This window comes from Streptomyces sp. NPDC059668, from assembly GCF_042734135.1.
Lineage (GTDB): Bacteria > Actinomycetota > Actinomycetes > Streptomycetales > Streptomycetaceae > Streptomyces.
This window is the reverse complement of the sequence record NZ_JBHWEL010000008.1, coordinates 119,201-131,090: the sequence shown is the minus strand read 5'-3', so window position 1 is coordinate 131,090 and position 11,890 is coordinate 119,201. Positions and strand designations below refer to the sequence as shown.

At 73.0% G+C, this 11,890-nt stretch carries 7 protein-coding genes; 3 read left to right on the top strand and 4 right to left on the bottom strand.

What is annotated here, in order from left to right; genetic code table 11:
* Nucleotides 1–81 precede the first annotated feature (81 nt).
* The 3 genes from ACFV2J_RS09310 to ACFV2J_RS09300 form a co-directional block, all read right to left on the bottom strand.
* The gene (locus ACFV2J_RS09310) at nucleotides 82–873 is read right to left on the bottom strand and encodes a S1 family peptidase (protein WP_385092635.1); all 792 of its coding nucleotides are present in this window, start codon (nucleotides 871–873) and stop codon (nucleotides 82–84) included.
* Nucleotides 874–1,269: 396 nt separating this feature from the next.
* Nucleotides 1,270–4,095 (bottom strand): AAA family ATPase, encoded by a 2,826-nt coding sequence (locus tag ACFV2J_RS09305; protein WP_385092632.1) that lies wholly within the window; start codon nucleotides 4,093–4,095, stop codon nucleotides 1,270–1,272.
* Between the two features lie 228 nt (nucleotides 4,096–4,323).
* Nucleotides 4,324–5,175: a response regulator transcription factor gene (locus tag ACFV2J_RS09300; protein WP_385092629.1), complete on the bottom strand. Its 852-nt coding sequence runs from the start codon at nucleotides 5,173–5,175 to the stop codon at nucleotides 4,324–4,326.
* A 101-nt stretch (nucleotides 5,176–5,276) separates the two neighbouring features.
* Between ACFV2J_RS09300 and ACFV2J_RS09295 the strand changes: the two genes are divergently transcribed.
* Both ACFV2J_RS09295 and ACFV2J_RS09290 read left to right on the top strand, forming a co-directional pair.
* Complete coding sequence (locus ACFV2J_RS09295) at nucleotides 5,277–6,956, top strand: AMP-binding protein (protein ID WP_385092626.1); 1,680 nt, start codon at nucleotides 5,277–5,279, stop codon at nucleotides 6,954–6,956.
* A complete protein-coding gene (locus ACFV2J_RS09290; RefSeq protein ID WP_385092623.1) occupies nucleotides 6,953–8,566 on the top strand; it encodes an AMP-binding protein in 1,614 nt (537 codons plus the stop codon). The genes ACFV2J_RS09295 and ACFV2J_RS09290 overlap by 4 nt, the downstream gene beginning before the upstream one ends.
* Before the next feature lie 148 nt (nucleotides 8,567–8,714).
* Here the strand turns inward: ACFV2J_RS09290 and ACFV2J_RS09285 are convergent, their stop codons facing one another.
* The gene (locus ACFV2J_RS09285) at nucleotides 8,715–9,728 is read right to left on the bottom strand and encodes a hypothetical protein (protein WP_385437928.1); all 1,014 of its coding nucleotides are present in this window, start codon (nucleotides 9,726–9,728) and stop codon (nucleotides 8,715–8,717) included.
* Nucleotides 9,729–10,013: 285 nt separating this feature from the next.
* On the opposite strand from ACFV2J_RS09285, the gene gcl reads away from it, so the two are divergent.
* The gene (gene gcl, locus ACFV2J_RS09280) at nucleotides 10,014–11,798 is read left to right on the top strand and encodes a glyoxylate carboligase (RefSeq protein ID WP_385097784.1); all 1,785 of its coding nucleotides are present in this window, start codon (nucleotides 10,014–10,016) and stop codon (nucleotides 11,796–11,798) included.
* The last annotated feature ends 92 nt before the right edge of the window (nucleotides 11,799–11,890 follow it).

The window sequence follows — 11,890 nt, the reverse complement described above, 5'->3', positions numbered from 1 at the left end:
CCACCCCCACCACCCCCCCCCCCCCCCACCCACCCCCCCCAATGGAATGAGACTGAGCGATGCTCAGGAGATCTTCGGTTACTACGAGTTGACCTGCGTCTTCACCAGGTTCGAGAAGGTCGTCAGCCGGGTGTACACGCCGGGGTAGCCGGCCTCCGCGCAGCCGTTGCCCCAGGACGTGATGCCGGCCAGCACGCCGCCGATGAGCAGCGGGCCGCCGCTGTCGCCCTGGCAGGTGTCGGTGCCGCCGTTCGGGTAACCGGCGCAGACCATGTCGGAGGCGACGTAGTCCGAGCCGTACGAACTCCGGCAGCCGGCGTCCGAGACGGTCGGGACGGTCGCGGTGCGCAGCTGGTTGGAGGAGTTGCCGTTCTCGGAGGTGGTGCCCCAGCCGACGATGCGGGCGGTGGTGCCGGCCGCGTACACGCCGGTGTTCGCGGAGGTGACGTACGACGCGGGGGTGTACGACATCGACGTCGACAGGGTCAGCACGGCCACGTCGTCGCCGTTGGTGGCGTCCGTGTAGCCGGGGTTGATCCAGATCTTGCTGACCCTGCTGACGGTGCCGTTCGTACCGTTGAGGTACGTTCTGCCGCCGACGACGCGGACACTGCTCGTCGTCTCGCCGACCATGCAGTGGGCGGCGGTGACGACCTTGTTGGCCGCGACCAGGGTTCCGCCGCAGAACTGGTTCTGCGAGGCGTCCGTGATCTGCATCATGAACGGGTACGCGGTCGTGGTGGTGGTCGTGCCGCCGACGATCGGCTGGGGGGCGGCGACGGCGCCCGGTGCGCACAGGAGAGCGGTCGCGGCGGCGGCAGCGGCCGCCGTACAGAGAGCGGCTGTCCTCGTGGCGCGGTTGAGGCCGAACATGGATCTCCTCAGAAGTTGCCGGTGGGGGGACGCGCGGGTGTGGGGGGTTGGACACGGCGCCTGCGAGCGGACGCCGTGTGCCCGAGCGAGCGGCACGACGCTCACGCTAGAAGCGGGACCGTTCCGCTTCCAAGGGGGGAACTCCCTAGCGGAGTTGGGGAGGGAAAACCCTTGGTCGCACGGACCGGGGTTTAGCGTAAGGTCCGGCCCCTCCCGTCGCCCCGCACCGCCCTGCGGTGCGTCCCCGAGACCCACCGGACGGCCCGACCCGCCCTGTTCCGGCGGAGGGTGACGAGCTGTCAGAAGAGGTGACGGAGCCGGTCGTGGCGCTCCGGAGCGATCGGACGCGGCGCCCCGGAGCGGCCTGACGGCCGGGGCGTCACCCCGTACGCGGATTCACCCGTTCCGGCGCCGCGCCGCCAGCCGGACGATGTCCACCCGCGACCGGATCCCCAGTTTCCGGTACACCCGGGTGAGCGTGGCCTCCACGGTCTTCACGCTGATGAACAGGCGCGCCGCGATCTCGCGGTTCGTGGCGCCCTCCATGACGAGGGCCGCGACCTGACGCTCCGTCGCCGCGAGGCTCTCGAGCGCGGCGGGAGCCAGCGCGGCCGGCGCCGGCCCGGCCGCGGCCGCCGGCGCGGTCGCCGCCGTCTCCACCTGCCGCAGCCAGGGCAGCGCGCGGCAGCGGCGGAAGAGGCGGGTCGCCTCGTCGTACGAGGTCGGGCCCGGCGGGTGAGCGCGCACACCGGCCAGGGCGTAGGCGGCGCGGGCCTCCTCCAGTCCGTAGCCCAGTTTGCCGAGCCGGTCCTGCGCCGCGGTCAGCTGCCGTACGGCGGGACCCTGTTCGCCGCGTGCCGCCCGGACCAGTGCCTCGGCGCGGTCGAGCACGGCGAGCACGCTCTCGCGGCCGAGCCGAAGCGCCCGCGCCCGCGTGGCGTCGATGACGTCCTGCGCCTCGACCGGCTCGCCGATCCGCACCAGCGCCTCCGCGAGGTCGCCGTGCCAGCGGCCACGGGCGGGGTCGGTGATCCCGAGCCGTTCCTCCAGTTCCCGCACCCGTCGCAGGGACCGGACCACCGCCACGAAGTCCCCGGCGACCAGCTGGGCGTGGCCGAGGGCGCCGAGGGCGCGCGAGAGATAGACCAGGTCGCCGTCCTCCTCGGCACGGTCCACGGCCTCCCGCGCGAGCGCGAGTGCCCGGTCGACGTCACCGCCGGCGGCCTCCGCGAGCGAGGTGAACATGGCGGTCGCCGCCTCGCCGATGCCCGTGTCGCGGGCCAGCCGCAGGCTCTCGCGGGCCAGGTCCAGCGCCCGCCCGCAGTGTCCGGAGCGCAGTTCGGTCTCGGCGAGCCCGCGCAGGAAGTGCAGCTCGCTCTCGACCATCCCGCGCCGCCGTACCTCGCGCAGCAGCGCGGTGATCGTGGTGCGTGCCTCGGCGAGCTGGTCGCCCATGATCAGCCAGCGGAAGCGGACGGCGCCGGCGCCGTTGTGGTCGCACGCCACCCGGGGGTCCTGGGGCTCGCGCAGCGCCCGCTGGATGGTCGCGGGCGCGGCCGGGTGCCCCATCAGGGTCTCCATCTGCGCCTGGAAACCGAGCGCGAGGAGTTCGGTGGGCCGGTCCCCGGCGCGGGCCGCGAGCTGTGCGGCGATCGCGGCCTCCTCACGGCCCTTGGTCATCTCGCCCTCGACCAGCAGGGCCCGCCAGGCGAGCTGGTAGCGGACGAGCGCGAGCAGCCGCGGGTCGTCGCCCGCGTCCGCGAGCGCCTGCGGGAAGACGGCGTCGACCTCGGCCATGGCCTGTCCTGCCGCGTCGATGACGACCATCCAGGCCCGTACGCGGTCGGCGGGCGTGGTGACCCGGCGCAGCGCGTCGCGGGCGATGTCCCGGGCGAGGTCGGACTCCCCGGCGGTCAGCGCGTCCTCGGCGGCCTGAAGTCGCCGTTCGTCCGGTCCGGGCTCGGCGTCCACGGGGGTGTGCCGGGCGGCGAGCAGGCCGAGTCCGGCGGCGACCGACGGAGCGCCGCGGTCCCTCGCCACGGCCGCCGCCTCCCCGAGCCGCGCGGCGACCTGGGGATCGGTGCCGGTCGTGGCGAGGGCGAGGTGCCGGGCCCGCTCGATGGGGTCGGAGGCGGCCGTGGAGAGCGCGACGTGCGCGGCGCGCCGTTCGGCGGCGCCGGCCTCCGCGTACAGGGCGGCCGAGATGAGGGGATGCGCGAAGCGGATTCCGGGTGTCTCGCGCTCGGTCGCCAGCAGTCCGAGCGAGGCCGCGTGCGCGGTCTCCGCCTCGGCGTCCGCACGCCCGGCCGCGTGCAGCAGCGCCACCGTGGGGCGGGCTCCCGCACTCGCGACGAGCAGGGTGCGGCGGGCCTCGGGGGACAGCATCTCCAGACGGCTGAGGACGAGGGCGCGCAGCGAGGTCGGTACGGGCAGCGGTTCACCCGGGCTCGGCCGGGTCGGGCTCTCGGCGAGCGCGCGGCCGAGCTCCAGGGCGAAGAGCGGGTTGCCGCCGCTGGTGCGGTGGATGTCCCGGACGGTGGAACGCGAGAGCCCGGTGTGGCCCCGGTGGCCGAGGAGTTCGGTGGTCTGTGCCCGGGAGAGCGGGTTGAGCCGCACGGCCAGGGTGTTCGACGGGGACGCGCGTAGATAGCGGTCGTGCTGTTGGTCCGGCGGGTCCGTGTCGGTACGCGCGGCGCACAGCATCCGTACGGGCATCTCGCCGAGCCGGCGCGCGGCGAAGCCGAGCAGTTCGGCGCTGGCCGGATCCAGCCACTGCAGGTCGTCGGCGACGATCAGGACGGGACCCCGCGCGGCCAGCGCCCGGAGCACGGAGAGGACCGCGAGCCGCAGGGCGAGCCCGTCCCGTTGCAGGGTCGACTCCCCGCGGCCGGTGAGGGCCGATTCCAGGGCGGTGCGCTGCGGTGCGGGCAGCCGGTCGGAGACCGTGTCCACCACCAGACCGAGCAGGTCGGTCAGGGCGAGGAAGGGCAGATGTGATTCGGACTCGGTCGCGGAGCAGCGCAACACGGTGTGCGCCGATTCGGCGCTTTCCGCGGCCAGCGCCCGCAGGACGGTCGACTTTCCTATTCCGGCGGGGCCGTGCACCAGCAGGCTGCCTCCGCCGGAGAGCTGCTCGCGTGCCGCCGCGAAGACCTCCTCCCGGCCTATGACCAGGTCGGGGCGGGGTCTCGCAGGTTCCTTGAAGTCCCCTCGCACGCTCACCGCTCCCCTCGCATGTCGTGTCCGGGCCAATGTTAGGCAATAACTCTTTGAATTTCGGACTCTCGGGGTGGTGAGGGAAATAACAGGGGCTGTGCATAGGGTATTTCAGAGTGCGCCCGATTGAATGGAAAGCCCCGGACGCGTGCCGCCCGGACGCCCGCCGCCCGGTCATCCGCCGCCCGGTCACCCGTCACCCGGACAACCGCCACACCCGGACAACCGCCCTTCCTACGGCAGCAGTCCGGCGCGGCGTGCCGCGATCACCGCCTCCCAGCGCGTGTGGGCGCCGAGCTTCCGCATCGCCGACCGCAGATACCCCTTGACCGTCTCCGGGCGCAGCCCCAGCCGCCGTGCCGCGCTCCCGTTGGTGGCCCCCGCCGCGACACAGGCGAGGACGTCCACCTCGCGCGGGGCGAGCCCGACGTGCGGCCCGACGTGCGGCCCGCCGTGCTCGGGGGCCGCCGCGCCCGCCAGGCGCCCGCACACGTCGAGGAGTTCGGCCCGCAGCGCCGGGTCGGCGATACGCGGTGCCAGCGCCCGCAGCGCGCCGTGCGCCTCCCGCACCTCCTCCCAGGCCGCGCTTCTCGCCACCGGTTCGGGCTCCCGCGCCACGGCCAACAGGCCCCGCGCCTCGTCCCGTACGACCAGCGCCTGCTCCACGTCCCGGGCCGCGGCCACGGCCGCGCCGAGCGTGCGGTCGCCCAGGGGCTGCGCCGTCCGCAGGGCGCCGTACAGCACTCCGCGCACCCGGCGGCGTACGACCACGGGCACCGCCAGCACCGAGCACAGCCCCTCGGTGGCCACCGCCACGTCGTACTCGTGGCTGATCTGCCGCGAGGCCGAGTAGTCCGTCACCGCGCAGGGCCGCGCGAGGGCCACCGCCTTGCCGCCCAGACCGTTGCCCGAGGACACCGCGAGCGCGCTGAGCGCGGGCGTCGCCGTGCCGCTGAGCTCGCTGATGCGCACCTGCGCGCGCCCGGGCTCGACCAGGCCGCCGAAGGCGACCGGCAGCCCCGTGGCACGCCGCAGCCCTACCAGCGCGGCACGCATCTCCACCGCGTCGGCCGCTTCTGCTGTCACCTGTTCGCCCCTTCGTCGCGGCGCACCCCCGTTCGGGGGTAGTGAGACCTCCCTGACGGAATACACGATGTTAGGCGGTGGTGCGGCAACGAGGAGGACACATGACGGTGACGACGGACGCGACGGAGCGATTCCGTGCCGCGCGGGACTTCCTGCTGGAGCACCGGGAGGACTACGCGACGGCGTACCAGGGCTTCGACTGGCCGCGCCCGGACTCCTTCAACTGGGCGCTCGACTGGTTCGACGTCATCGCGCGGGGCAACGACCGCACCGCCCTGCACATCGTCGAGGAGGACGGCGGGCGCGCCGAGTTCTCCTTCGCCGCGCTGTCCGAGCGCTCCGACCGCGTGGCCAACTGGCTGCGCGCGCGGGGCGTCCGCGCCGAGGACCGGATCCTCGTCATGCTCGGCAACCAGGTCGAGCTGTGGGAGACGGCCCTCGCCGCGATGAAACTGCGCGCCGTCGTCATCCCGGCGACCACCCTGCTGGGGCCCGCCGACCTGCGCGACCGCGTCGAGCGCGGCCGGGTCCGGCATGTGATCGCGCGTGCCGAGGACACCGGGAAGTTCGACGAGGTCCCCGGCCGGCACACCCGGATCGCGGTCGGCGGCGGACGGCCCGGCTGGCAGAGCTACGAGGACGCGTACGCCGCCGACGCGACCTTCGAGCCGGACGGCGCGACCCACTCGGACGACCCGCTGATGCTCTACTTCACCTCCGGCACCACCGCCCGCCCCAAACTCGTCGAGCACACCCACACCTCCTACCCGATCGGCCATCTGGCGACGATGTACTGGATCGGGCTCAAGCCCGGCGACGTGCACCTGAACATCTCGTCGCCCGGCTGGGCCAAGCACGCCTGGTCCAACCTCTTCGCGCCCTGGAACGCGGAGGCCACCGTCTTCATCCACAACTACACGCGCTTCGACGCGGGCCGGCTGCTCGCGGAGATGGACCGGGCCGGGGTCACCACCTTCTGCGCCCCGCCCACCGTGTGGCGCATGCTCATCCAGGCCGACCTGACCCAGCTGCCGACGCCACCCCGGGAGGCCGTCGCCGCGGGCGAGCCGCTCAACCCGGAGGTCATCGAACAGGTGCGGCGCGCCTGGGGCGTCACGGTCCGGGACGGGTTCGGACAGACCGAGACCGCCGTCCAGGTCTCCAACAGCCCCGGGCAGGAGCTCAGGGCGGGCTCGATGGGGCGGCCCAGCCCCGGCTTCCGCGTCGAACTCCTCGACCCGGTCTCCGGAGCGCCCGGCGTGACCGAGGGGGAGATCGCGCTCGACCTGTCGGGCGGCCCGGTGGGTCTCATGACCGGCTACCACGGCGACCCCGACCGGACCGCGGAGGCGATGGCGGGCGGCTACTACCGGACGGGCGACATCGGCGCGCGCGACGCCGACGGCTACATCACGTACGTGGGCCGGTCCGACGACGTCTTCAAGGCCTCCGACTACAAGATCTCGCCCTTCGAGCTGGAGAGCGCGCTGCTGGAGCACGAGGCGGTGGCGGAGGCGGCCGTCGTCCCGGCCCCCGACGCGCTGCGGCTCGCCGTCCCGAAGGCGTACGTCGTCCTCGCGGCGGGCCACGAACCCGGTCCCGACCTCGCCAAGGTGCTCTTCGAGCACTCACGCACGGTGCTCGCGCCCTACAAACGCATCCGGCGCCTGGAGTTCGGCGAGCTGCCCAAGACGGTGTCGGGAAAGATCCGCCGGATCGAGCTGCGCGAGGCCACGGCCGCGGGCTCGGACGCCGAGTACCGCGAGGAGGACTTCCGGTGACCGAACTCTCCTACACGCACGGCACGAGCGGGACCGCCCTGCTCGGTGACACGATCGGGGCCAACCTGGACCGGACGGTGGCGGCCTGGCCGGACCGGGAGGCGCTCGTCGACGTGCCGTCCGGGCGGCGCTGGACGTACGCCGAATTCGCGGCCGACGTCGACAGGTTGGCGTCCGCGCTGCTCGCCACCGGCATCGCCAAGGGCGACCGGGTCGGCATCTGGGCGGTGAACTGCCCGGAATGGGTGCTCGTCCAGTACGCGACCGCCCGCGTCGGCGCGGTCATGGTGAACATCAACCCCGCCTACCGCACCCACGAGGTCGAGTACGTCCTGCGGCAGGCCGGCATCTCGCTGCTCGTCGCCTCCCTCCGTCACAAGACCAGCGACTACCGGGCGATGGTCGACCAAGTACGGCGCAACTGCCCGCGGTTGCGGGAGACCGTCTACATCGGCGACCCGAGCTGGGACGCCCTGGCCGGACGCGGCACCCCCGAGTCGCGCGCGGAGCTCCGCACCCGCGGGAGCGAGCTGTCCTGCGACGACCCCATCAACATCCAGTACACCTCGGGGACCACGGGCTTCCCCAAGGGAGCGACCCTCTCCCACCACAACATCCTCAACAACGGCTATTTCGTGGGTGAGTCGATCGCCTACAGCGAGCAGGACCGCGTCTGCGTGCCGGTGCCGTTCTACCACTGCTTCGGCATGGTGATGGGCAATCTCGCGGCGACCTCGCACGGCGCGTGCGTGGTCATCCCGGCCCCGTCCTTCGACCCGGCCGCGACGCTGCGCGCGGTCCAGGACGAGCGCTGCACCTCGCTGTACGGCGTCCCGACCATGTTCATCGCCGAGCTGAACCTCCCCGGCTTCGCGACGTACGACCTGTCCTCGCTCCGCACCGGCATCATGGCGGGCTCGCCGTGCCCGGTCGAGGTGATGAAACGGGTGGTCGCCGAGATGCACATGGCGGAGGTCTCCATCTGCTACGGCATGACCGAGACCTCGCCGGTCTCCTTGCAGACCCGCCGGGACGACGACCTGGAGCACCGCACGGGCACCGTCGGCCGGGTGCTTCCGCACCTGGAGATCAAGGTCGTCGACCCGGTGGACGGCGTGACCCGGCCCCGGGGGACCGCGGGCGAGCTGTGCACCCGGGGCTACAGCGTGATGCTCGGCTACTGGAACGAGCCGGAGAAGACCGCCGAGGCCGTCGACCCCGGGCGCTGGATGCACACCGGGGACCTCGCCGTGATGCGCGAGGACGGCTACGTCGAGATCGTCGGCCGCATCAAGGACATGATCATCCGGGGTGGCGAGAACGTCTACCCGCGGGAGATCGAGGAGTTCCTCTACGCCCATCCGAAGATCGCCGACGTGCAGGTGGTCGGAGTTCCCCACGAGCGGTACGGCGAGGAGGTGCTCGCCTGCGCCATCGCCCGCGACCCGGCGGACCCGCCGACACTGGCGGAACTGCGCGCCTTCTGCGACGGCCGGCTGGCCCACTACAAGATCCCCAGCCGCCTGCGGATCCTGGAGGCCTTCCCGATGACGGTGTCCGGCAAGGTTCGCAAGATCGAACTGCGCGAGACGTACACCGACCGGGACTGAGCCGGCGGGCCGGCGAGGACGCCCACGACCCCTACCGCCGTGGTGTCCACGACCTGACGGAGCGGCTCACGGGTCGCTGACCGGGCCCGCCCCCAGCGCCCCACGGCCGGCTTCGGGGACGGCCCCCGCGGGGCCGCGCGGGGGCCGGTCAGACCCCGCCGGCGGTGAGTTCGTCCGCGGGGGCGTTGACCGGCTGGGGGGTACCGGTGAGGTCGAGGACGAAGAGGGGGACCCGGAGCAGGTCGGCGCGGGAGCGCGCGTCGTCGGTGTAGCCGGCCAGCGAGAAGTAGACGCACCGCGTGGACTCGCTCATCGCCGTCAGCCACAGGCACTCCACGTCGCGCAGCGAGGCGGGGCGGACCGTCGGGTCCACCTGGGCGACGACGCCCCGGGCCGCGAGCCCGACTCCCGACGGCGGCCGCTGGTCGGCCCTGCGGACGTCGCGGTAGCCGAGCCACCGCAGATACAGCGCGGCGGCGGTCACGGCGTCCCGCGCGGTGCGGATGGTGACGGGCTGGAACGCCCGGCGCGGGGCCGGGGCGGGGCCGGGGGCGGCGGGGCTTCCGCCGTCCGGCGGTGGTACGTCGGCGTGGTGGCCGTCGTCCGGACCGGAACCGCCGGCGGAGGGGCCGTCGGCGGCCCGCGCCGGTGCGGCGCCCGCGCCGGGTGCCGGCGGCGTCCCGGCGGGCCCCGGGGCCGGTGCCGCGGCCCCGGGCGGGACGGACGCCTCGGCGGTGTGCGGGGTGGGGGCCCCGGTCGGGTGCGGTGAGCGCGCGGGGGTCTCGTCCCGGACGGGGTCCGGCTCGGCGGCGGTGTCCGGCGTGACACCGGCCAGCGGCGGTCGCCGTACCCCTCCCGGCCGTGTCCTCCGTACCGGAATCCGCAGCACGGTCCCGCACGCGCAGCCCAGTTCCGGATGGGGCCACTCGTCCTCGCGGCCGCAGGCGTCGCAGGGCACCGTCACCCAGTCGTCGTCCCAGACGCGGTGCGTCACGGGCACCGGATCGGCGAGGCGGTCCAGCGTGGGAGTGACGGGCGCGCCGCAGACGCACGGGTACGACGACGCGGCGAAGAGATGCTCGCGGCGGCAGGCCGGACACCGCACCGGCACGCTCTCGGCCATGGCCCACTCCAGGACGTCACGTCGGGACAGCGCGTCCATCGTCCTCCAGGGAGCGGGCCGCCGACAGCGAAACGCCCCGACCGCTCCAGGACCTTCCGCATGGCCGCGCCCCGGGGACTCCCGCCCGGCGCCGCGCCCTTGACGCCTCCTGGCCCGCCACCTACATTGCTTCCAGATAGTAGAAGTTAGTTTCCGTAATACGGAATTCAGTGAGTTCGGCTTACGGAACGGAACGCGAAGTCATCCACGGATCACCTACGGAATCACCAGCTCTCCGCGGGGCGCGACGGAGCGCGAATCCGACAGCCGAAGCAGGAGTACTCCATGGCTCGTATGACCGCTGCCCGCGCGGCAGTCGAGATCCTCAAGCGCGAGGGCGTCAGCAACGCGTTCGGCGTCCCGGGCGCGGCGATCAACCCCTTCTACGCGGCCCTGCGGGCCGCCGGCGGGATCACCCACACGCTCGCCCGGCACGTCGAGGGCGCCTCGCACATGGCCGAGGGCTACACCCGGGCCCACCCGGGCAACATCGGCGTCTGCGTCGGCACGTCCGGACCGGCCGGCACCGACATGATCACCGGGCTGTACTCCGCCATCGGCGACTCGATCCCGATCCTGTGCATCACGGGCCAGGCCCCGACCGCCGTGATCCACAAGGAGGACTTCCAGGCCGTCGACATCGCCTCGATCGCGGGGCCCGTCACCAAGATGGCGGTCACCGTGCTGGAGGCCGCGCAGGTCCCCGGCGTCTTCCAGCAGGCCTTCCACCTCATGCGCTCGGGCCGCCCGGGCCCGGTCCTCATCGACCTGCCCGTCGACGTCCAGCAGACGGAGATCGAGTTCGACCCCGAGACGTACGAGCCGCTGCGGGCGTACCGGCCCACCGCCACCCGCGCCCAGATCGAGAAGGCGCTCACCCTCCTGGGCGGGTCCGAGCGCCCGCTGATCGTCGCGGGCGGCGGTGTCATCAACGCCGACGCTTCCGAACTCCTCGTCGAGTTCGCCGAGTTGACGGGTATCCCGGTCGTCCCGACCCTGATGGGCTGGGGTGTCCTGCCCGACGACCACGAGCTGAACGCCGGCATGGTGGGCTTGCAGACCTCGCACCGCTACGGCAACGCGACCTTCCTGGAGTCCGACTTCGTCCTCGGCATCGGCAACCGGTGGGCCAACCGCCACACCGGCAGGCTGGACGTCTACACGGCCGGGCGCACCTTCGTCCACGTCGACATCGAGCCCACCCAGATCGGCAGGATCTTCGCCCCCGACTACGGGATCGCCTCCGACGCGAAGGCCGCCCTCGCGCTGTTCGTCGAGGTGGCACGGGAGTTGAAGGCCGCGGGGCGCCTTCCCGACCGGTCCGGGTGGGCCGCGGCCGCACAGGAGCGCCGGGCCACCCTCCAGCGCCGTACGCACTTCGACGACATCCCCATCAAGCCGCAGCGCGTCTACGAGGAGATGAACAAGGCCTTCGGGCCGGAGACCCGGTACGTCTCCACCATCGGCCTCTCCCAGATCGCCGGCGCCCAGATGCTGCACGTCTACCGGCCGCGGCACTGGATCAACTGCGGCCAGGCGGGCCCGCTGGGCTGGACCGTCCCGGCCGCGCTCGGCGTCGCCACGGCCGACCCGGAGTCTCCCGTGGTCGCCCTCTCCGGCGACTACGACTTCCAGTTCATGATCGAGGAACTGGCCGTCGGCGCCCAGCACCGGATTCCCTACGTCCATGTCCTGGTGAACAACTCCTATCTGGGCCTCATCCGGCAGGCGCAGCGGGCGTTCGACATCGACTTCCAGGTCAACCTGGAGTTCGAGAACATCAACTCGCCCGAACTCGGCGTCTACGGCGTCGACCACGTCAAGGTCGTCGAGGGCCTCGGCTGCAAGGCGATCCGGGTGGCCGACCCGGCCGAGCTGGGCGCCGCCTTCGAGGAGGCCAAGAAGCTCGCCGCGGAGTTCCGGGTGCCCGTGGTCGTCGAGGCGATCCTGGAGCGGGTCACCAACATCTCCATGTCGACGACGAACGACATCGGCAACGTCGTCGAGTTCGAGGAGATCGCGACCGAGCCGTCCCACGCGCCGACGTCGATCAGGACGCTGAAGGTCTGACCCGGCGCGTCATCCGACGCCCGCGCACGCCGTACGGCCCCGCCCTCGTGTAGGGAGGGCGGGGCCGTCGCCGTCGCCGCATCGAGGAGCGA